The following is a 23,341-nucleotide window of genomic DNA, read 5'->3' as shown; positions in this document are numbered from 1 at the left end:
GCTGGTAATTCTAAATCAACGCGTTAATCCTTCTTTTGTTCTTATAATCCGATACATAGCAGGTGTTTTACCGGTTTTTTGTTTGAATTGTTTGGAAAAAAAACTGGCGGATTCAAAATTAAGCTCGAAAGCAATTTCCTTAACTGGTTTTGAATTGTCTGATAACATAATTTTTGCTTGTTCAATTCGAAGTTGGAGCAAATATTGCTTTGGGGAAATACCAGTGTAATTTTTAAAAGCTTTGCGAAACCAAGCATAACTAACATTCAGTTCTTCTGCTACATTTTCCATTCTGACATTTTGATTTACAATTTTGCGCAGCATCACTTGTGATTTTGTAATAATATTTTCGGTATGGTCACTCGGTTTTTGGTCCAGCTGTTTTACTTTGTACTGAATTAAGCCCAGAAGATGCAGTACCATACCAGAAATGTAAAACTGATAGCCCATTTTTTCCGTTTTTGCTTTTTCAATGATTTCAGAAAAGAGGGATATAATTCGTTCACTCATACCAACCTGCAATACGGGAGTAAAACGATTAATGAATTTCCGGATTTCCATATTTTTGATGATTGTACCTTTACATCCTACCCAAAATTCATCCCATCCAGTATCTGGATCAGGTTTAAAGCGGTGCCATTCTCCAGGGAAAAGCAAGATAATAGTTCCTTCACTGACTTTAATTTTTTTACAGGAGGCTGATTCAAAATGGCCGCTTCCTTTTGAAATATAGATAAGTTGATACTCATCTAATACACGCCCATTATTCCAATTAAAATAATGGTGCAAAGGATGATTTTTTGACGGATAGGGTTCATCTTTTTTAATGCTATTGGCTCCGGCATTCAATACAGAAAGACCCCAACTAAGATCATCAGGGCTTACGGGTAAATACTTTTGATAATTTTCCATACGCAAAGATAATAAAATATCAAAAAGTACTATCATAATATCAATATACCCTATAAACATGGTGTTTATAATAAATATATTTGGTGCAGTTAATTAAGTATTTGCTGTATTATGTATAAAGAAGACTAGCGAAAGTTGAATTATCACAAGTCTATAGTGAATGAATTAACATCACGAATATTTTAAATTAATCTATAATAAATTAAACTGATGAAAAAAAAATCGGGAATAATAGCCGTATGTTCTTTAACGCTGATTTGTATCAGTAGTTATGCGCAAAATAAAATTGATTCTGTAAAAGTTGATTGGAACAAGACAGTATCAATATCTAAAACTACTCCTACTTTACAGGTAGTAGAAAATCCAATGGTTCGAAAAGGATCACCAATTCATGAGCAAACCTTTAAAGCATTAAAAGATTTGGGTGCTGATTATGTTCGTTATGTTCCGTGGTTTCCTTATCCTAAAATGGCTGTAGCAGAATTAAAACCACCAACAAAAGATAAAACTTTTTGGGATTTTTCACTTTTGGATAGCACTATGGAATCAATCATGGAGGCAACGAAAGGGCATCCTGTGGTAATCAATTTCAGTACGACTCCAGCCTGGATGTGGAAAACTAGTTCAGAAGTAAAATATCCGGAAGATCCATTTCAAACCTCTTGGAATTATAATCAAGGGACAGAACTTAGGGATCCAAGTATGAAGGAGTTATCTGGTTACTTTGCCAGATTATTGAGTTGGTATACTAAAGGAGGATTTACTGATGAGTTGGGTGTGTTTCATAAGTCGGAACATTTTTACAAAATATCGCATTGGGAAGTACTAAATGAGCCAGACTTTGAGCATAATATTTCACCACAGTTATACACTAAAATGTATGACGCTATTGTTACTGAGCTTAAGAAAGTTTCTCCTGAAACAAAATTTGTAGGTATTTCAGTAGCCCAAACTAATAATCCAGAATATTTTGAATACTTTCTAAATCCAAAAAATCATAAACCAGGTGTTCCTTTAGAAGGTATTTCTTATCACCATTATTCTATGCCTTCAGTGGAAGGACAATCAATAAATGAATATCAATATACATTTTTTGATAAAGCAGATGCCTTTTTGAATAAAGCACGCTATATAGAAAGTATAAGAAAACGTCTTGCCCCAAATACCTTTACCATGATTAACGAAATAGGTGTTATTCTGCGCTCACCAATGGAATCAGGGCCTATTCCAAATGAGTATTGGAATTTGGCGGGTGCTATGTATGCCCATATTTTTGTCGAATTGGCAAAGATTGGAATTGATGTGGCGGGCGAATCTCAATTAGTTGGTTATCCTACTCAGTTTCCAGATGTAAGTATGATGAATTGGGAAAATGGAAAACCAAATGCAAGGTATTGGGTACTGAAATTGCTTGTGGATAATTTTGGACCTGGTGATAAATTGGTTACTACTTCTTTTACAGGAAAAGGGATGCTGGGAGAGTCAATAACTTCACAGGCCATTATTACAAAAAAAGGAAAAAGAATTTTACTTATTAATAAGGTAAATAAAGAAACGCAAATTGTCCTGCCAGTTGAAGCAAAAGGCGGTTTAGTGCATTATGTAGATTTGACTACTGGTGAAAATCCACCAGCAGAGTCTCAGTTAATGGATAATAAAGTTACACTTAAACCATTTTCTGTAGCAGTTGTAGAGGTAAAATAAGTAGTTTTTGATGCATTAGATTTGATACCTTTAATTGTAAAAGAATTAATGCGTAGTCATAAATTTTCAAAATCAATTATTCTTCAATTAGATCTCTTTAATTGAAGAATAATTTATTTGTTATTAAATTTTTAGTTCTAATCTAAATGACATTGAATTCTAAAAATGGAAATAAAGTAATTATAATGAAGAAATAGTAATGAAAAATAACGGAATGAAAATAGGCCTTTTTGGTATTGGACTGGATACGTATTGGCCACAGTTTGATGGATTAAAAGAACGTTTGGAAGGGTATGTTTTACAAGTACAAAATAAGCTGGAAGAAATAAACCCAAATGTTGTTAATGCAGGGTTGGTAGACACTATAGACAAGGCATTTGATGCTGGCAAATTATTTAAGACAGAAGATGTAGACATCATTTTTTTATATGTTACTACGTATGCATTATCTTCAACAGTTTTACCGGTTGTGCAACGTGCAAAAGTCCCGGTAATCATCCTTAATTTGGTGCCGGAAGCAGCTATAGATTATAGTTCTTTTAATGCGATGAGTGACCGTACCAAAATGACTGGAGAATGGCTAGCATATTGTTCTGCCTGTCCTGTTCCTGAAATTGCGAATGTATTCAAAAGAACAGGGGTTAAGTTTCATCAAATAACTGGGATGTTGCATAATGATCCAGAATGTTGGAATGAGATCATTCAATGGGTAGAAGCAGCTAAAGTAGCGCACACCATGTTTTATAATCGTATGGGTTGTATGGGACATTACTACAGCGGAATGTTAGATATTTATACCGATTTGACACAACAATATGCTCATTTTGGGGGCCATATTGAATTATTGGAAGTGGAAGAATTAGTCTCACATAGGAAAAATGTTACAGAAGAAGAAGCGCAACTAAGAGTTACGTTATTCCAACAGACTTTTGATGTTCAATCAGATTGTACCGCAGAAGACTTACTAAATTCTGCGATTACTTCGGTGGCATTAGATAAGTTGGTTGAACAACATCAGTTGGGTTCGATGGCTTATTATTACAAAGGGACTGGTAATATTGAAAACGAAAATGCAATTGCTTCAATCATCTTGGGGAATTCACTATTAACAGCAAATGGTATTCCTGTTGCAGGTGAATATGAAATAAAAAATGCGCAAGCCATGAAGATTATGGACGGTTTTGGTGCCGGAGGATCTTTTACTGAATATTATGCTATGGATTTTGCAGCGGATGTAGTATTGATGGGACACGATGGGCCAGGTCATATTGCAATTGCCGAAGGTAAAACGAAAGTTCGTCCACTGGGTGTTTATCATGGAAAAGTGGGTAGTGGTTTGTCTGTTGAAATGTCGGTTAAGAATGGTCCAGTGACATTACTTTCGGTAGTAGAATCAGATAATGGAAAATTACTGTTGCTAGTTGCTGAAGGAGAATCTGTAGCGGGTCCTATATTACAAATCGGGAATACGAACAGCCGCTATAAATTTTCAATCGGAGCGCGAAAATTTGTGAACGATTGGAATAGTCATGGCCCTGCGCACCATTGTGCGGTAGGTGTAGGTAATATCAGTTCAAAAATTGAAAAATTAGGACAATTACTGAATATGGAAGTAGTGAAAGTATGTTAATTATATAAAATTTTATTAGGAATCTAAAGTAATTGTTGTGTAGATTTCATTGCTAAAATAAAAGGTTTAATAAAAATATATTAAAAAAAAAGCAAAGTAAGGTTATGTGAAACATACCTTCTTTGAAATAAAAATCAAGTGAATATGAAACGTCGTGATTTCCTTAAGTTGAGTGGTTCTGCAGGACTGATTACACTCATAACGCCTACAGGTATAGTGCATGCTTTTACTCCGCAGTTTATTTCTGGTCTTGAAAATAGTTTCATCAATCCACCTGCTGCTGCCAGACCTTATACCATGTGGTTTTGGATGAATGGTCAAGTAACAAAGCAAGGGATTACTATGGATCTTGAAGCTATGAAGAGAGTAGGGATAGGAGGGGTTTTTAACTTTGATGCCGGTACAGGTATTCCTAAAGGACCATTGGAATATTTGAGTGAGGATTGGGTTGATATGAAAAAGTTTGCTATCGGGGAAGCGGAACGTTTAGGTATGGCATACACTATGCATAACTGCCCGGGTTGGTCATCCAGTGGTGGTCCATGGATAACTCCAGATATTTCAATGCAAGTAGTCACTTGGAGTGAATCTTATGTTTCTGGAGGAAAAATAATTAATAGACTGTTGCCAAAGCCTTCTCACAAATTAGATTATTATAAGGACGTGGCAGTGATTGCTTATCCATCCTTACAAGGAGAAGGAGCGATTGAAGAATTGGTGAAAAAAGTCAGTGATGCTAATGGAACTATTGATTTGAAAAAATTAACAGGCAATAGTGAGTCTGTAATTATAAAACCAACAAAAAATGAAGCTTGGTTATTATTTGAATTTAACAATTCTTATGAAGCGGGCTCCATCTCATTTTTGACTGCTTCAGTGGGTTATGATTCATCGAGCACGAAAGCGGAAGAACCTATTCTGCTTGAAGTTTCAGAGGATGGTTTGATTTTTAGTTTAGTTACTAAAATTAAATCAGGTAGTGACGATCCGCTTGCGCCAAAAGGCAGTGCTCACATGATTACTGCTGAATTTCCTGCTATCAGCGGAAAATACTTTCGATTAAGAACTACGGAGACAAGAAGTTACGGACAAATCAATTTCTCTGGATTAAAGAAATTTACTGACTGGGAAAAACGAGCCAATTTTGTTTATAATGGAACAGGAAAACGAGCTATTAATGACCCAGGAATAAACATGATTCCTAGTGATAAGGTAATTGATATCACTACCAATGTATCAGATGACGGTATTTTAAATTGGAAAGCACCAAAAGGAAAATGGACGATTCTTCGTATTGGTCATACCACAAACGGTGAAGTGAACAGAGCTGCACCAGATTCGGGAATTGGTCTCGAATGTGATAAGTACAGTAAAAAGGCAATTGATTTTCATTTCAGTAAAATGATGGATATTTTGTTACCTGTAATTGGGCCAATGGTAAAAACAGGAAAAATGGGACTGGAAATTGATAGTTTTGAAGTGGGAATGCAAAACTGGACTCCGGGATTTGAAACATCATTTGAAAAAGCCAATGGTTACAGCCTTTTAAAATATCTTCCTGCAATCACAGGTAGGATTGTTGACAGTGTAGATATTACCGAAAGATTTCTTTGGGATTTCAGACGCACGCAAGGGGACATGATTGCAGATAATTATTATGGGCGATTTGATGAATTGTGCAATAATAACGGAATAATTTCTTTCATACAACCCTATGATCGTGGCCCAATGGAAGAAATGCAAATAGGTTCCCGTGCTGATTCTAATATGGGTGAATTCTGGAACGGGCTTTCTGCTATTTTTCAGAATAACCAAACGATGCGAAGAACGATTAAATTGTCTGCTTCAGTGGCTCACGTAAATGGTCAAAGTATCGTTGGCGCAGAATCATTTACATCCGAGCCGGGCTCTGCACGCTGGCAAGAATATCCTTTTCACATGAAAGCAGTTGGTGACAAAGCTTTTACGCAAGGGGTAAACAGAATGATTATACACCGGTTTGCACATCAACCTCATCCAACAGCATTTCCAGGAATGACAATGGGACCTTGGGGGATTCATTTTGACCGAACTAACACTTGGTGGGAACAAGGCAAAGCATGGCTGGGTTATTTATGGCGTTGCCAAGCCTTATTGCAACAAGGTCTTTTAGTAGCGGATTTAATTTATTTTTCAGGTGAAGATGCGGGTGTTTATACTACTGTAAATCGGGAAGCATTAAATCCTGTTCCTCCTTTTGGATATGATTATGATTTGATAAATGCAGAAACTATTGAAAAACGAGTAAAAATAGTAAACAGCAGGATTGTACTGCCTGATGGGATGAATTATCAATTATTTGTATTACAGGACTATAAAACGATAACATTGCCATTTTTAAAAAAGCTTCTTGATTTAGTAAACCAAGGAATGATTATGGTAGGAGCAAGACCTGAAAGAACACCCGGACTTCGTGATTATAATGGAATAGAGGATGAGTTTCAAAATGTTTGTGATACAATTTGGGGTAAGAAAGGAGAGAAGATAATAGATCGTATTGTTGGAAAAGGGCGCGTTTTTTGGGGGCAACCCATAAAACAGATTTTAGAAATAGTTAATTTAAATCCTGATTTTGAAGTATCGTCTCAAAGTGGTGATGCTCCTATAATTTACATTCATCGTGTAATTGATGATTCTCAAGTTTATTTTATAGCAAACCAAAGAAGAACGACAGAAGATATTGTTTGTACATTACGAGTAAATGGTAGAATTCCAGAATTATGGGATGCAAAAACGGGAACGATAACGGCTCTTTCTGTTTATCAATTTATTGATGGGCATATTCGAGTGCCATTAACATTAGACCCGTATGGGTCTGTATTTTTAATATTTCGTTCGGAAGCAACAGGAAATAGTATAGTATCTGTTGTTAAAGAAAATGTAGAGGTTATAGGAACATCCATATTCCCATCCGTTCAACGTAAATTGTACAAAGAAGTTACGGATAATTTTACGATTAGCTTTTGGGTAAAACCCGAATTAGATATTATGTTGGGGACTAAGAATTACATGGAATATGTTAAAGATCCTTGGACCGATTATCATGCTATTTATCCAACTTCTGGTAAGAATCTTTATGGTGAAGGACACGCAACAGTTGGACTAACGGTAGGTAGAAACGGAGTTTCGGTATGGGAACATGGTAGTGAGAATCCAGTTATGGTTCTTAGTGCGCCAGTAGGTATTTCTGGTTGGAGTCATTTAGCTCTTGTTTATAAAGATGGAATTCCTACAGTTTACGTGAACGGAGTTATGATTAATAAAGGAGTTCGGCAGGGTAAAAATATTCATCCAGGTATTGGACAATCCTTTTTAAATGAAGGTGGACAATATTATAACGGTGATATGACACCACCACAATTATTTACCAAAGATTTAAACGAAAATAAAATAAAAGAATTAGCTTCTGTTTTACCAGATACAAGTTCTAAATGGAATAGAATTGTTGAACCTACAAATCAAGTAAATTCGGGTTTATTATTCTGGAAAAATGGAAAGTATCAGCTTACAAATAACGGAAATAAAAAATCCGAGGTTTCGATTTCAGGTATCGGGACTCCTCATACAATCTCAGGGGTATGGGATGTTTACTTTCCTTCAAAAATGGGAGCTCCTGAAAAAATTTCGTTACCTAAATTAAGTTCTCTTCACAACCATTCGATAGATGGGGTGAGATATTTTTCAGGCACTGCAACTTATAAAAATACATTTAGTATTGCTTCCAGTGAAATTTCAAGAGAGAAGCGATTTTTTCTTGATTTAGGAAGGGTTGAAGTATTAGCTGAGGTTATTGTGAATGGAAAAAATTTAGGTGTTCTTTGGAGCCGTCCCTATTTGGTTGATATTACAAATGCTATAAAAGTGGGGGTAAATAATTTAGAAGTGAAGATTACAAATCTTTGGCCAAATCGACTAATCGGTGATGATTTTGTTGAAGATAGTAATAAATTCAAGATTGCTGACAAAGGAGATAATTTTGCGGTCCTAACCACTGGTGCTATTGAAACATTGCCAGACTGGTACAAAGAAGGAAAACCAAAGCCAGATGATGGTCGTATCACTTTTACAACTTGGAAACATCATACGAAAGATTCTCCTTTATTAGAATCTGGATTGATAGGACCGGTAGTTATTAGAACTGGAATTATGAAGACTGTTTAAAAGATAATTATTTTAAACCAACTCCCAAGAGGTGAAATCAAAACGAAAAGTTTGGTTTCACCTTTTTTTTGGTTTTATAAATTAAAATCCTTTTTGTTGACTTTTTTTAAGAGTATTATTTTAACATTTCGGACTATAAAACTCGTGGATTGATCTCTAAAAGAAAAAAATATCCTTTTAGATATAATTAAGATCAATTTTTTTTGTAAAAACACACAAACTCCCTCGTTTATGTGTTTTAAGTAAAGAATCAGGGGATTTAAGTATAAGATTGTGAACTGCTTAAAATATTTTTTTAAATAGTTTAAATGCTTAAAGTACCCCTTTTTTCTGTACAATCGTTATCTTCCATACCTATTATGATTAATAAAATTTATTAGTTTAATAAATAAAAAGAATCAAAATAACGATTTCTATTACGATTGCGCAGGACAGTTGTTAGAAAGTGTATTGTTAAATTTGAATTATACAAAACATAAAATTATGTTAAGTATAAAAAAATCCAAGAATAAATAAATACTAACTAAAAAAAACCAGAAAATGAAGAAGTTTTTACAACAACATCGAGTTGCCCTGTTCCTGATTAAGGCATTGGTGTTGTATTTGGGATTCTGTACCCAAGCGATGGCGCAACAAATTATTCAGGGAAAAGTAACAGATGAAAATAACCAACCTATTGTAGGTGCAAATGTTTTGGTGAAAGGAACTAATAAAGGAACCAATACTGATATTGATGGTTCATTTAAAATTGAAGCAGGAGATAAAGCTACATTAGAATTTACATTTTTGGGGTATGTGGTCAAAAATGTAGCCGTAGGAAATCAAAGCACTATTAATGTAGCAATGGAACCTGATAACAAAGTCTTAAACGAGGTAGTTGTAGTAGGATACGGTAGTCAAACTAAGAAGAAATCATTAGGTTCTGTACAGACCTTAAGTGCTAAAGAAATGAAAGACATTCCGGTAGCTCAGATTACTCAAAAATTGCAAGGAAAATTAGCAGGTGTACAAATCAACCAAACTACTGGGAAGCCAGGAGGAGGTATGGCTATTAGAATTCGTGGTCAAGCTTCTCTTCTCGCAGGAAGTGATCCGTTGTACGTAGTGGATGGTTTTCCTATTGTAGGAGACATCAGTGGTATTAATCCAGATGAGATTGAAAATCTTTCCGTTTTAAAAGATGCGGCTTCGACTTCTTTATACGGTTCCAGAGCAGCTAACGGTGTGGTTTTAATAACTACGAAACAAGCTAAGAAAAATCAAACAACGACTAGTTTTAACATCTTTACAGGAACACAAACGGCTCCTCAACAAGGTCGTCCTGATTTAATGAATGCTGTTGAATTTGCTCAGTTTCAAAAAGAATATTATGAAGATTTGGGTCAGCCAGTACCGGCTAAATTTCAAAATCCTTCTCAATATGAAGGAAAATCAACCGATTGGTACAATGCATTATTGAGAACTGCACCGATGCAAAGTTATAACTTTACAATCGCATCCAATAAAGATAAATTGAGTACTGCTGCTGTTCTTGGAATTTTTAATCAAGATGGTATAATGATTAACTCTAACTTCAAACGCTACTCTTTGCGTATCAATTCAGAATATGAAGTATCTGATAAAGTTAAAATAGGTTTCAATATCGCTCCAAGTTATTCTATCAATAATACGCCAAGTTCAGACGGGGCTTTTTATGCAGGGTATTTAGGTGCTGTTCCGGGTGGTTTGTTTAATAATGCTATGTTAACATGGCCTACAGCTTCATATGTAAATGAAGATGGTACATTGCCTTTGTCAGTTGACGGTGCTTTTTCAACACCAAACTGGTACCGTTCGGCCAAAGAGATTACAAACGAAACAAAAACAAGCAGAGTAATTTCAAATGCTAAAGTACAATATGAACCAATTCCAGGTTTAGTATTAAAATCAACATTCAATGTAGATTTAGGAAATTCTTTATTTAAAAATTTCAATCCATCGACTGCCTCAACTTTATTTGCAACGATGCCTCCAATTGTGGCTAGTGCGGTTAATGTTGATACTAAATACATGTCGTGGTTGAATGAAAATACAGCAAATTATGCAAAAAGTTTTGGAGATCATAATCTAGAAGTATTAGTGGGTTACACCAATCAAAACTTTCGTTTAGATTTATCTCAAATCAGAGCTACAAACTTCCCTGACGATCGCATTCAAACTATTCAGTCTGCTTTGAATATTGATCGTACCCAAACATTTACGGATGCACAAGAATGGGCATTGACCTCTTTATTGTCTCGTATAAATTATGACTATAAAGGAAAATACTTATTAACGGCTGCTATTCGTCGTGATGGTTCTTCTCGTTTTGGTTCAGATAACCGTTGGGGTAATTTCCCTTCAGTTGGAGCAGGTTGGATTATTTCAGAAGAAGATTTTGCTAAAAAAATACCTGTAATCTCTTTTGCAAAATTGAAAGCTAGTTATGGTATTATTGGGAATAATAATATTGGGAATTATACACAATATGCTTTAATTAATAATTCATCAAATTCAGTGTTTGGTAATACAGTTGCCAGTGGTGCTGCAGTATCTTCATTGGGTAACTCAAACTTAGGTTGGGAGACTACAAGTCAACTGGATTTAGGTATAGATTTAGGATTATTTGACGAACGCATTCGTTTAGGATATGATTTTTATACTAAAAACACAACTAATTTATTGTATAACGTTGCAGTGCCACAAGAATCAGGATTTACAAATTTCAATGACAACGTAGGTGAAATTAAATTCTGGGGACATGAGTTAAGTTTAAATACTAAAAACTTGACGGGTGAATTCAAATGGACCACTAACTTAAACATTTCATTCAGCCAAAACAAAGTATTGGCTTTAGCAGATGGTATTGATCGTATCTACGGTGGGTTTGGAAATATTTCTGGAACGATTACTCAAGTAGGTCAACCATTAGGACAATTCTACGGTTTGATTCAAGATGGTGTTTATGATAATACAGCAGAATTTGACGCTTCTCCAAAAGCAGCCGATTCTCGAGTTGGAACAGTAAAATACAAAGATGTAAATGGGGATGGAGTAATTACTTTTGGTGGTGATAATGATGACCGTACTGTTATTGGGAATCCATTTCCAAAAGCATTACTTGGTATGACAAATACATTTAATTACAAAAATTTCGATTTATCAATTGTATGTTCTGGTTCTTTTGGAAATGATATAATGGTATTGACGGATCAAGGTACTACTAACTTGGATGGTGTATTCAATGTATTGAAAGATGTTAAAAACCGTTGGCGTTCAGAAGCTAATCCTGGTGATGGGCGTTATGGAACAACTACTGTTGCTACTTATATGGAACGTGATTGGGCAAGTACCCATTTCATGAGTGATGGTTCTTATTTAGCTATTAAAAATGTTACTTTAGGATATAACATTCCTACAAATGGTAAATTTTTCAAAACAGCTCGTGTTTACGGTTCTGTACAACAATTGTACACTTTTACAAATTACAGAGGGTCTAATCCAGAAGTAAGTTCATCTGCAAATGGTGTTGGAGGAAGCACGCTTAATTTAGGAATGGATTGGGGAACCTATCCAGTACCAAGAACACTTACATTCGGTATAAATGTTGGATTCTAATAACCTAAACTAAAACTATATGCCTGAGGCTTTAAGTATTTTTTACAAGATTTATTTCAAGTGTAAACTGCATAATAACTTAAAGCCTAGGTTTAAATAATTAAAAAATTAAAATATCATGAAAAAGATACTAATTACTGCATTATCATTGAGCTTGTTTCTAAGTTCTTGCAATTCCGATTTCTTAGAATTGCCTTCTGAAACGTCTCTAAGTACTGCTACTTTTTACAAAACAGAAGCTGATTTTCAACAGGCTATCAATGGTGCCTATGCTCCTTTAAGAACTTTGTATAATGGAGCAGCAGGTCAAGGAGCTTGGGTTATGGGTGAAATGCGTTCCGATAATACCCGTTACATATATAGTATAGGTTACCGAGGCGCGCCAGATCCTGAAAATATTTCAGATTTTTCTAACCTGCCTAATAATACTGCTTCTACAGCTAAATATGTTACTGATTTTCAAATTATTGCAAGAGCTAATCAAGTGTTAGCACCAATAGATGATGTAGATTTTGCAGAAGCATCTAAAAATAACATCAAAGGACAAGCACTTTTTTTACGCGCCTTAGCTTATTTTGATTTGGTTCAATATTATGGTAAAGTACCTTTGCATTTAACTCCGGTTACAACGAGAGAAGAAGCTGCATTACCACTTTCAGAAGTGGCTGCTGTTTATGCTCAAATTATTACAGATGCAACTCAAGCGGCTACATTATTGCCAAAAAAATCTGTACAGGAACCAGGTAGAGCAACTTCTGGAGCTGCTAAAACATTATTAGGAAATGTGTACGCGGTTCAGAAAGACTGGGCTAATGCAGAAACTGTTCTAAAAGAAGTAATTGACTCAGGTGAGTACGCTCTTTTAGGAGATTATGCATCTGCATTTTCAGTAAACAACAAAAATAATTCAGAATCAGTTTTTGAAGTACAATACAAAGAAGGAACTGAAGGGTATGCCGGTAGTTTTATCTATGAGATGTTACCAATGCCAATGCCAGCGGCACAAGTTGCTTCAATTACAGGTGCTTCTAATGCACAGGCGCTTAATATTGAAGCCTTTAATATTCCTACTCCAGAAATAGTAGCAGCTTATGAGCCAGGTGATTTAAGAAAAAGTATATCTATTGCAACAACAACTTTAAGCGATGGTATAACATATCCTTACATCAAAAAATTGTTACAACCACATGCTACAGCTGGAATCACAGGTACTAACTGGCCTGTTTACCGTTATGCAGAAGTACTTTTATTGTATGCTGAAGCATTAAATGAACAAGGGAAAAGTGTATCTCATTATTTAAATGACACCCGTAATCGTGCAGGTTTAGCTAATTCAACAGCAGTTGGTCAAGCTAATTTACGTACTGCAATTTTAGCAGAAAGACGTGTGGAATTAGCGTTTGAAAACAAGCGTTGGTTAGATTTAGTACGTACAGGAAATGCCGAAAGTGTAATGGCAGCTTATGGTGCAAGAATGAAAGCAAATCCACAAACGTATTATTATCCAGCAGGAATAAACCCATCACCGGCAGCATTTGCAAAAATTGATTTGTTGTTTCCTTTGCCAGCAAGTGAGTCATTGTTATCACCTAATTTTTAAATTGTTTGTTTGTTTTAATTAGTATTAACCAGGTATGGCATATTGTCTTACCTGGTTTTTTTAGGTAACTTTCAATTCTTAATTAATTTTTAAAATGAAAAAAATATATTTCTCTATTGTAATGGTAAGTTGTCTATTGCTAAGTGGAACTCTTATTGCACAAGATGTTTATCAAAAACAAAGAGCAGGATGGCTTGATATTGCCGAAGCAACAAAACCTAAATTGATTGAAACCATAAAACGACCTATTGGTATTGTTTCGGTTGTAAAAGATGAAAAAGCCTATCAAGGTTGGAAAGTAGTTCCAAAACAACCAATGGACAGTTTGTACACTCGTTCGATGAAAAAACAATCTGGTGTAGTGTTGGATTTTGGAGAACACCTTACTGGATTTGTTACGTTCAAAGTTGAAGATATGGAGAGAGCTGCTGATGCTGCTTTACGATTAAAATTCACTTTTGCAGAAGTTCCTGCTGAAGCGGCTCTGCCTTTTGATCCGTACAATGGTCAACTGAGCCGTGCCTGGTTGCAAGACGAAATCGTTACTGTATCTGAAGTTCCTACTACTATCACAATTCCACGCAGAGTAGCGTTTCGTTATGTGAAAATTGAAGTATTAGGAAGTTCGGTATATTCTGATTTTAAAGTTTCGGATATTTCCGTAAATGCGACTACATCGGTAAAAGAACCAGCGGCACCTTTGGCAGCAACAACTCCGAAAATGATAAGAAAAATTGACCAAGTTGGGTTGAATACGCTCAAAGAATGTATGCAAACCGTTTACGAAGATGGTCCGAAAAGAGACAGACGTCTTTGGATAGGTGATTTATACTTGGAGTCATTAGCCAATATTTACTCTTTCAAAAATCATAATCTTACGAAACATTGTTTGTATATGTTGGCAGGATTAAGTTATGAAGATGGTGTTGCGCCTTCCAATGTTTTTGAACGCCCAACACCGCATCCGCAAATCAATCCTCTTTTTGATTATGCCCTTATTTACAATGTGGCACTGAAAGAATATTTTGTAGCTACGGGAGATAAACAAACTGCATTAGACCTTTGGCAGGTGGCTAAAAAACAAATCGAAATTCCTAAAAAATACATTGGAGCAGATGGGATGTTGGATTATGAAGGTGCCGATAAAGACTGGTGGTTGTTTTTTGACTGGAGAGATGGGTTGGATAAACAAGCAGGATTACAAGGAGTTGTAATTTGGGCCTACAAAAATACGTACGAACTGGCTAAAATGCTAGGAAAAGAAAATGAAGTAGCTGAATTGCCTGCTCTTATCGAAAAAATGACAAAAGCGGCGCACAAAAATTTATACGATGCCAAAAGCGGATTATTTGTTAGCGGAAAAGACAAGCAAATTTCCTATTGCTCACAAGCTTGGATGGTTTTGAGTGGTGTTGCCTCAAAAGCAGAAGGAGCGAAAGCATTAAAAGCATTGTCAACGACTCAAAATGTGGTGTATCCGGGAACGCCTTATTTATATCACTATGTAATTGAAGCGATGATACAAGTGGGGATGAAAAAAGAGGCTAAAGATATCATTACGAATTATTGGGGTGATATGGTCAATAAGGGAGCTGACACGTTCTGGGAAGTATATGACCCAAAGAATGATTTCCTTTCCCCATACAATGCTTTTTTGGTCAACAGTTATTGCCATGCCTGGAGTTGTACCCCGGTTTATTTTATCAGAAAATATCCTGAAATATTTCAAAAATAGAAGAAAAACATTGTTGTAATTAATCTATTATATTTTAAAAAAAATGAAAAAACACATTTTGCTTTTACTGTTCACCTGCTTCACTATGATCGCTTTTGGACAAACAGAACTTCGCAACCTTACGGTTGAAAATTTATCCAATCCGATTGGGATTGGAGTTAAAACACCGCGTTTTAGTTGGAAATTAGTTTCCAGTAAAAGAAATGTAAAGCAAGCTGCTTACGAAATTCAAGTTAAAGAAGGAAAAAATACCGTTTGGGCATCCGGAAAAGTAGCTTCGGAAGCCTCCATCTTTACTAAATATGCGGGTTCACCATTAGTGTCTAATGCCAAATACATTTGGCAAGTACGCGTTTGGGATAACCAAGGCAAGACTTCTAAATGGGCAACTGCTTCGTTTGGAACCGCTTTGCTTCATTCGAATGAATGGAAAGCAACTTGGATTGGATCTGGTTTAAAAAGTGATACCGTGAATGGTGTTGTACCCATGTTCAGAAAATCATTTTTAGCCAATAAAAAAATTGCCTCCGCTAAAGTGTATGTAACTTCAAGAGGGTTGTATGAGGTTCAAATCAACGGAAAAAGAATGGGAGATTCCTACTTATCTCCAGGTTGGACCAGTTATGATAAGCACTTGCAATACCAGACGTATGATGTTTCTAATTTACTTTCAGAAGGAAAAAATGCGATTGGAGTATTGTTAGGAAGTGGTTGGTATCGCTCACGGTTGGGTTGGGAAAACAAACAAAATATTTATGGAAAAGAAACAGGATTGCTGTTTCAAATGGTCATCAAATATGCTGACGGAACAACTGAAACAGTAGTTTCTGATACTTCTTGGAAAGCGAGCAATAGCCACATTACTTATTCTGAAATTTATAACGGCGAAGTTCAAGATGCGCGTTTAGAACAAAAAAACTATAGTGTTGCTAGTTTTGATGATAGCAAATGGAGCACTGTTGTCAGCAAAGATTTTCCAACAAATTATATTACGGCTGCTATCAATGAACCGATTCGCAAACACGAAAATTTAAAACCAATAGCTGTTTTGACTTCTCCAAAAGGGGAAACAATTTTGGACTTTGGTCAAAATTTAGCAGGTTGGGTAAAAGTAAGTGTTCAAGGAAAAGCTGGAGATATCATCAAACTTTCTCATGTAGAAATGTTAGACAAAAAAGGAACTCCTTATTTTGAAAACTTACGTTCTGCCAAAGCACAAGCTATTTATACGCTTAGTGGCAATGGAATTGAAACTTTCGAACCTCATTTTACCACTTTTGGTTTCCGTTATGTAAAAGTGGAAGGGATTACCGGAAAAATAAATCCAGATGATTTTACGGCTATTGCCTTGTATTCTGACATTAAAAAAACAGGTGCTTTTGAAACTTCAAATGCATACATAAACAAATTACAATCCAATATTCGATGGAGCCAAAGAGGGAATTTCTTAGATGTGCCTACGGATTGTCCACAACGGGACGAACGTTTAGGCTGGACCGGTGATGCAGAAGTGTTTTCAAGAACAGCAGCCTATAATTTTAATGTAGATCAGTTTTTTGCCAAATGGCTAATTGATGTTGCGGCTGACCAAAAAGAAAATGGAGCAGTGCCATTTGTTATTCCAAATGCTTTGAAAGGATCTTTTTTTGATATGCCCGTTGGAGCTGCCGGATGGTCTGATGCCAGCATTATAATTCCGTACAATATGTATGTGAGTTTTGGTGACAAAGAAGTTGTTGAAAGACAATATCCAAGTATGAAAGCCTATTTGAATTATGTGCGTGGAGCAGCCAAAAATGATTTGTGGAATACCGGTTTTCAGTTTGCAGATTGGTTGAGTTATAGAGTAGATGATTCAAAAGGAATGATTGGAATGAAATCAGCCATTACAGATAACTATTTGGTAGCCCAATGTTTTTATGCTTACAATACTGAAATCATGATAAAAGCAGCTACTTTATTAGGTAAAACTGATGAAGTACAGGAATACCAATCCCTTTTGGAACGCGTCAAAAAAGCATTTCAAACCGAATATATGACGGCATCAGGCAAGTTAATTTCAGAAACACAAACGGCCTATATTTTAGCCTTGCAATTTGATATGTTGCCTGAAAACTTAAGAGCGCAAGCAGTAGAGCGTTTGGTGAAAAATATCGAAGGTTATGAATACCATTTGACTACAGGATTTTTAGGAACACCTTTTTTAAATCCAGTTTTGACTCGTTTTGGACGAAATGATGTGGCCTACAAATTGTTGCTTCAAGATACGTATCCTTCTTGGTTGTATCCAATAAAAGCGCATGGAGCGACTACAATTTGGGAACGTTGGGATTCTATGAAACCAGACGGTACTTTTCAAGATCCAAGCATGACCTCCTTTAATCATTACGCGTATGGCGCTGTGGGCGATTGGATGTACAGAACCATCGCAGGTATTGATACTAAAGAAGCCGAAGGTGCAGGGTATAAATCGATCATCATTAAACCTGAAATAGGTGGAAATTTGACTTATGCTAAAGGAAGTTTAGAAACGAATTATGGTTTAGTTTCTTCTTCTTGGAGAATAGAAAACAACAAATTTATTCTTGACGTGGAGGTTCCTGCAAACACTAATGCTACTATCGAATTTCCAACAAATAAAATAGAAACCATAAAAGAAAATAAAGCGGTTCTAAATGCCAAAACTAAAACTGTTGGTTCAGGAAAGTATCACTTTGAAATGGAATTGTAACGGTCTTTTTTTAATCTAAAGTAAATCTGTTTTAATAACGAATGTGTTTTCTTGTAAAAAACTATAAGGCAATATAATAGCTGTTATTTAAATCGTTTTTAAAGTAAATATATCATTAAAAAATAGTAAAAAAAGGTGTTTTTATAAGGACTGTATAGGACTGTTTTGTTTTAGATATTCCCTTATTTTACAACACCAGAATCATTAACCATAAATTATAATATTAAATGGAAGCATTACTCGGAATTCTTTTTCACTCGATAGGAGGTTTCTCTTCAGGAAGTTTTTATATGTCCTTCAAAAAAGTAAAAGGTTGGGCTTGGGAAAGCTACTGGATTGTAGGTGGATTTTTCTCTTGGCTAATAGTTCCGCCAATAGCAGCTTATTTAACCATTCCTGGTTTTGCTGAAATTATTAGTGCTGCTGCACCAACTGTAAAAGCATTTACCTATTCTATGGGATTGATTTGGGGAATAGGAGGTCTTACGTATGGTCTTGGTGTTCGTTATTTAGGAATGTCATTAGGGAATTCCATTGTATTGGGTTTCTCATCTGCTTTTGGTGCATTAGTGCCTTCTATTTATTATAATTTTTATCCTGTTGCAGGGAAAACTTCTTTTACCGATATGCTTTCTAACACTGGAGGCCAACTCGTTTTGTTAGGTGTTTTGGTTTGTCTTATAGGTATTGCTATTTCTGGAAAAGCAGGAATACTTAAAGAAGCGGATTTCTCAGATAGTAAACAAAACAGTGATCAAGAGTTTAGCTTAGTCAAAGGACTCATCATAGCCGTCATTTCTGGAATCCTTAGTTCGTTCTTCAATTTCGGAATAGAAGGAGGAAAGCCAATGGCAGACGAAGCAGTAAGACAAGGTTTTAATCCTTTATTCCAAAATAATGTAACTTATGTAGTTTTGCTTTGGGGTGGATTGACAACTAACTTTATTTGGTGCATGTACCTTAATTTTAAAAATAAAACTTTTGGAGATTATACAAATACTAAAACTCCAATAGCTAAAAACACTTTGTTCTCAGCCATAGCAGGTACGATGTGGTTTTTACAATTCTTCTTTTATGGAATGGGTGAAAGCAAGTTGGGTAACGGAGCCAGTTCTTGGATTTTACACATGGCAACTATTATTCTAACGGCTAACTTTTGGGGATTTTATCTCAAAGAATGGTATGGTGTGTCCAAAAAAACTTTCAGAACATTCCTCTGGGGTATTGGTCTGATCCTAGCTTCAATTGTATTGGTTGGAATTGGAAATTCGCTTTAATAATCAAAAAATTAGATACTTTTTAATCACTTTTAATATAACACTATGTCAAATATAAATACAAATAACATGACTTTTCAGCACGTAAGCTACCTTTGGGATGAAGCAAAAGCTAAGGAATTAGCAGGAGATGAAGTAGCACTTTTCATATATCGTTCTAATTTATTAGGAGCCGATTTGAGACTAACGAACTATGGTGGTGGAAACACTTCCGTAAAAATCACTGATAAAGACCCATTAACAGGAGCTGATTCTGAAGTAATGTGGATCAAAGGTTCTGGTGGAGACATTGGAACATTAACAAAATCAGGTTGTGCGGCACTTTATTTAGAAAGACTTCGCAATTTGGAGAACGTATACAGAGGCATCGAATTTGAAGACGAAATGGTGGAATTATTCAATCACTGTATTTTTGACTTAGCGTCAAAAGCGCCTTCTATAGATACGCCATTACACGGTTTCTTGCCTTTCAAACACATTGACCACTTGCATCCGGATGCGGCTATTGCTATTGCAGCAGCAAAAGACGGAGCAAAAATTACTGAAGAATTATTCAACGGAGAAATCGGTTGGGTGGGATGGCAACGTCCAGGTTTCGACTTGGGATTGCAAATGCGTGCTTGTCTTCAAGAAGCTGAAGCAAAAGGAAAAAAATTAAAAGGAGTAATGTTGGGTTCTCATGGTTTGTTTACTTGGGGAGACACTTCATATGAAAGTTATGTCAACACACTTGAAGTAACTGAAAAATGTGCTGCCTATTTAGAAAGCAACTACGGGAAAAAACGTCCAGTTTTTGGAAGTCAAAAAATAGAAAGTCTTGCTGTTGAAGCACGTCAGTTGAAAGCGGCTAAAGTTGCACCGATATTACGTGGTTTCTGTTCATCAGAACGTAAAATGATTGGTCATTATACAGATGATTCCAGAGTGTTGGAATTCATCAATTCGAATGATTTGGAGAAATTAGCTCCTCTTGGAACTTCTTGTCCAGACCATTTCTTGCGTACAAAAATCAGTCCTTTGGTTTTGGAATTAGATCCAAACGAAGATTTATCGGATGTAGAAGCGATCAAAGCAAAATTAACTCCTGCTTTTGAAGCGTATCGTGCGATGTATGCGGACTATTACAATACGTGTAAGAAATCGAATTCACCAGCGATGCGTGACCCAAATCCTGTTGTGATTTTATATCCAGGAGTTGGTATGTTTACTTTCGCAAAAGATAAAACAATGGCGCGTTTAGCATCAGAATATTATATCAATGCAGTAAACGTGATGAAAGGAGCGGAAGCAGTTTCAGAATATACTTCATTGCCGCGTCAAGAAGCTTTCGATATCGAATATTGGTTATTGGAAGAAGCGAAACTGCAACGTATGCCAAAACCAAAAGCCTTGTCTGGAAGAATCGCTTTGATTACCGGTTCTGCAGGGGGAATTGGAAAAGCTATTGCGAAGCGTTTTGCAGAAGAAGGTGCTTGTGTGGTTATCAACGACATCAATGTGGAACGTTTGGATGGAGCTACTGCTGATTTTATCAAAATTTTTGGTAAAGATGCCGTTTCAAGTGCTTTACTAAACGTAACCGATGAAAAAAGTACTGAAAAAGCTTTAGATGCTGCTTGTTTGGCATTTGGAGGGGTAGATATTGTAGTAAATAATGCCGGAATCAGTATCTCAAAATCGATTGCAGAACACAGTTTAGAAGACTGGGATAAACTATATGATATCTTGGTTAAAGGACAATTTATTGTTTCTAAAGCTGGAATAGAAGTCATGCGTAAACAAGGATTTGGTGGTGATTTAGTGAATATTGTATCTAAAAATGCAGTAGTTGCAGGACCAAATAACCCTGGTTATGGTTCAGCAAAAGCCGCTCAGGCTCACTTAACCCGTTTAATGGCTGCCGAATTAGGTGGTGATAAAATCCGCGTAAATACAGTAAATCCTGATGCAGTAATCTCTGATTCCAATATTTGGTCAGGTGGTTGGGCTGAAGGTCGTGCCAAAGCGTATGGTGTTACAGTAGCGGAATTGCCTGCTTACTATGCGAAACGTACGTTGTTGAATGAAATTATATTGCCGGATGATATTGCTAATGCTTGTTTTGCATTTGTAGGTGGTTTGTTGAATAAATCAACAGGAAATGCCTTGAATGTAGACGGTGGAGTAGCAATGGGCTTTTATAGATAGGTTTTTAGATGTTTGTTTTAACATGTCTGGTTAACATGTTGATTTTTAATTGGTTTTTAGATCGGTTTTTCTAACGTCCGTAAACTGCGGATGTTAGATTTACCTAAATTTGTAAGTAGCAACATACTATGGAAAAAGTAGCTTTCAAAATGCAGCTTCATCAGGGGCAGGTACAGGAATACCAACGCCGACATGATGAAATTTGGCCAGAACTTGTAGCCTTATTAAAAAATACTGGAGTTGCCGATTATTCTATTTTCTTAGACCCAAGCACAAATGCTTTGTTTGCAGTTTTAAAAATTGAAACCCCAGCTTTGTTATACGAATTATCAAAGCATCCCGTCATCCAAAAATGGTGGAAATACATGAGTGATATAATGGAGACAAATCCTGATTATTCCCCTTTAAGCACTCCTTTAAAAGAAGTTTTTTATTTACCTTAAAAAAAATATCATGTTAATTGAATCACACAAAATAGCTTCCCATAATGATGACTTATTAAAGTCTCATAAAAATAAATTGGTTTTCACAGCATCAGAGATTGCTGATACTGAAACGATTATTCAAAAATTAATTGATTTCCAAATTGCAATCCCATCTTGGGCTTTAGGAACAGGAGGAACTCGTTTTGGTCGTTTCCCCGGTGGAGGAGAACCACGTTCTTTGGAAGAAAAAATTGAAGATGTGGGCTTGCTGCATGCTTTAAACAATTCTTCTGGAGCCATTTCACTACATATTCCATGGGATATACCAACGGACTATCAAGCCATCAAAATCTTAGCTGCGCAACACAACTTAAAATTTGATGCGGTAAATTCCAATACCTTTCAAGATCAGGCTGATCAGGCGCATTCTTATAAATTTGGTTCTTTACAAAACGTAAATAAAGCGGTTCGTAAACAAGCTATTGCTCATAATATAGAAGTAATTCAGCAAGGTATTGCTTTGGGTTCTGAATCATTAACGGTTTGGCTTGCTGACGGTTCTTGTTTTCCGGGACAATTGAATTTCCGTAGAGCGTATCAAAATACACTAGAAAGTTTAGAAGAGATTTACGCTGCATTGCCATCAAACTGGAAAATGTATTTAGAATACAAATGTGCGGAACCTAACTTTTATTCTACCACAGTAGCCGATTGGGGACAATCGTATTCTTATGTAAAAAAATTAGGGGACAAAGCCTTCACTTTAGTTGATTTAGGCCATCATCTTCCAAATGCTAATATTGAGCAAATTGTAGCTTTATTATTAATGGAAGAAAAATTAGGTGGTTTCCACTTCAATGATTCGAAATATGGGGATGATGATTTAACGGCTGGTGCATTAAAACCATACCAATTATTTTTGATTTTCAATGAATTGGTAGAGGGAATGGATGCCAGAGGAATGAATCATGCTAAAGATTTAGGTTGGATGATTGATGCTTCGCATAACGTAAAAGATCCGATGGAAGATTTATTGCAATCGGTAGAAGCGATTATGGTTGCTTATGCACAAGCACTTTCAGTTGACAGAAAAGCATTAGAAATTGCTCAAAATGAAAATGATGTTGTTACGGCACAAGAGATTTTACAAAATGCTTTCCGCACGGATGTTCGCGCCTTAGTTGCCGAAGCACGTTTGCGTTCAGGAGCTGCATTGAATCCGGTTGGATTATACCGTGATCTTGCAGTAAGAAACGGTCTTATCAAGGAGAGAGGATTTAAAACAGTAGCAACGGGCTTGTAAA

The 23,341-nt window shown here is 35.9% G+C and carries 12 protein-coding genes; 11 read left to right on the top strand and 1 reads right to left on the bottom strand.

All coding sequences use genetic code 11. From position 1 onward, the window contains the following. Nucleotides 1-15 precede the first annotated feature (15 nt). Nucleotides 16-912: an AraC family transcriptional regulator gene (locus tag ACM55F_RS03690; RefSeq protein WP_416852355.1), complete on the bottom strand. Its 897-nt coding sequence runs from the start codon at nt 910-912 to the stop codon at nt 16-18. Nucleotides 913-1,122: 210 nt separating this feature from the next. On the opposite strand from ACM55F_RS03690, the gene ACM55F_RS03685 reads away from it, so the two are divergent. The 11 genes from ACM55F_RS03685 (at nt 1,123) to ACM55F_RS03635 (ending at nt 23,340) form a co-directional block, all read left to right on the top strand. Then, nucleotides 1,123-2,616 (top strand): hypothetical protein, encoded by a 1,494-nt coding sequence (locus ACM55F_RS03685; RefSeq protein ID WP_416852354.1) that lies wholly within the window; start codon nt 1,123-1,125, stop codon nt 2,614-2,616. Nucleotides 2,617-2,815: 199 nt separating this feature from the next. Then, entirely contained in the window at nt 2,816-4,246 is a 1,431-nt protein-coding gene (locus tag ACM55F_RS03680) for a hypothetical protein (protein ID WP_416852353.1), read from the top strand. A 144-nt stretch (nt 4,247-4,390) separates the two neighbouring features. Further along, nucleotides 4,391-8,446 carry a glycosyl hydrolase gene (locus ACM55F_RS03675; RefSeq protein ID WP_416852352.1) on the top strand — a complete coding sequence of 1,352 codons (4,056 nt, stop codon included), beginning with the start codon at nt 4,391-4,393 and terminating at the stop codon, nt 8,444-8,446. A gap of 540 nt (nt 8,447-8,986) precedes the next feature. Then, complete coding sequence (locus tag ACM55F_RS03670; protein WP_416852351.1) at nt 8,987-12,082, top strand: SusC/RagA family TonB-linked outer membrane protein; 3,096 nt, start codon at nt 8,987-8,989, stop codon at nt 12,080-12,082. Nucleotides 12,083-12,200: 118 nt separating this feature from the next. Beyond that, nucleotides 12,201-13,682, top strand: a complete 1,482-nt coding sequence (locus tag ACM55F_RS03665; RefSeq protein ID WP_416852350.1) for a RagB/SusD family nutrient uptake outer membrane protein — start codon at nt 12,201-12,203, stop codon at nt 13,680-13,682. A gap of 94 nt (nt 13,683-13,776) precedes the next feature. After that, a complete protein-coding gene (locus ACM55F_RS03660) occupies nt 13,777-15,417 on the top strand; it encodes an alpha-L-rhamnosidase-related protein (RefSeq protein WP_416852349.1) in 1,641 nt (546 codons plus the stop codon). A gap of 43 nt (nt 15,418-15,460) precedes the next feature. Continuing rightward, complete coding sequence (locus ACM55F_RS03655) at nt 15,461-18,148, top strand: family 78 glycoside hydrolase catalytic domain (RefSeq protein WP_416852348.1); 2,688 nt, start codon at nt 15,461-15,463, stop codon at nt 18,146-18,148. Between the two features lie 227 nt (nt 18,149-18,375). Continuing rightward, nucleotides 18,376-19,425 (top strand): L-rhamnose/proton symporter RhaT, encoded by a 1,050-nt coding sequence (gene rhaT / locus ACM55F_RS03650; RefSeq protein ID WP_416852347.1) that lies wholly within the window; start codon nt 18,376-18,378, stop codon nt 19,423-19,425. A 45-nt stretch (nt 19,426-19,470) separates the two neighbouring features. Further along, entirely contained in the window at nt 19,471-21,612 is a 2,142-nt protein-coding gene (locus tag ACM55F_RS03645) for a bifunctional aldolase/short-chain dehydrogenase (RefSeq protein WP_416852346.1), read from the top strand. Nucleotides 21,613-21,740: 128 nt separating this feature from the next. Beyond that, entirely contained in the window at nt 21,741-22,055 is a 315-nt protein-coding gene (rhaM, locus tag ACM55F_RS03640; protein ID WP_416852345.1) for an L-rhamnose mutarotase, read from the top strand. Between the two features lie 10 nt (nt 22,056-22,065). Then, a complete protein-coding gene (locus ACM55F_RS03635) occupies nt 22,066-23,340 on the top strand; it encodes a sugar isomerase (protein ID WP_416852344.1) in 1,275 nt (424 codons plus the stop codon). Nucleotide 23,341: the final 1 nt, after the last annotated feature.

The organism is Flavobacterium melibiosi (assembly GCF_048158545.1).
Lineage (GTDB): Bacteria > Bacteroidota > Bacteroidia > Flavobacteriales > Flavobacteriaceae > Flavobacterium > Flavobacterium melibiosi.
This window is presented reverse-complemented; position numbering and strand designations above follow the sequence as displayed.

Bases quoted from the DNA above. Each gene is read 5' to 3' on its own strand.
- ACM55F_RS03665 (WP_416852350.1), top strand. From the start codon at position 12,201: ATGAAAAAGATACTAATTACTGCATTATCATTGAGCTTGTTTCTAAGT.
- ACM55F_RS03660 (WP_416852349.1), top strand. From the start codon at position 13,777: ATGAAAAAAATATATTTCTCTATTGTAATGGTAAGTTGTCTATTGCTA.
- ACM55F_RS03635 (WP_416852344.1), top strand. From the start codon at position 22,066: ATGTTAATTGAATCACACAAAATAGCTTCCCATAATGATGACTTATTA.
- ACM55F_RS03670 (WP_416852351.1), top strand. From the start codon at position 8,987: ATGAAGAAGTTTTTACAACAACATCGAGTTGCCCTGTTCCTGATTAAG.
- ACM55F_RS03685 (WP_416852354.1), top strand. From the start codon at position 1,123: ATGAAAAAAAAATCGGGAATAATAGCCGTATGTTCTTTAACGCTGATT.
- ACM55F_RS03645 (WP_416852346.1), top strand. From the start codon at position 19,471: ATGTCAAATATAAATACAAATAACATGACTTTTCAGCACGTAAGCTAC.
- ACM55F_RS03675 (WP_416852352.1), top strand. From the start codon at position 4,391: ATGAAACGTCGTGATTTCCTTAAGTTGAGTGGTTCTGCAGGACTGATT.
- rhaM (WP_416852345.1), top strand. From the start codon at position 21,741: ATGGAAAAAGTAGCTTTCAAAATGCAGCTTCATCAGGGGCAGGTACAG.
- ACM55F_RS03655 (WP_416852348.1), top strand. From the start codon at position 15,461: ATGAAAAAACACATTTTGCTTTTACTGTTCACCTGCTTCACTATGATC.
- ACM55F_RS03680 (WP_416852353.1), top strand. From the start codon at position 2,816: ATGAAAAATAACGGAATGAAAATAGGCCTTTTTGGTATTGGACTGGAT.
- ACM55F_RS03690 (WP_416852355.1), bottom strand. From the start codon at position 912: ATGGAAAATTATCAAAAGTATTTACCCGTAAGCCCTGATGATCTTAGT.
- rhaT (WP_416852347.1), top strand. From the start codon at position 18,376: ATGGAAGCATTACTCGGAATTCTTTTTCACTCGATAGGAGGTTTCTCT.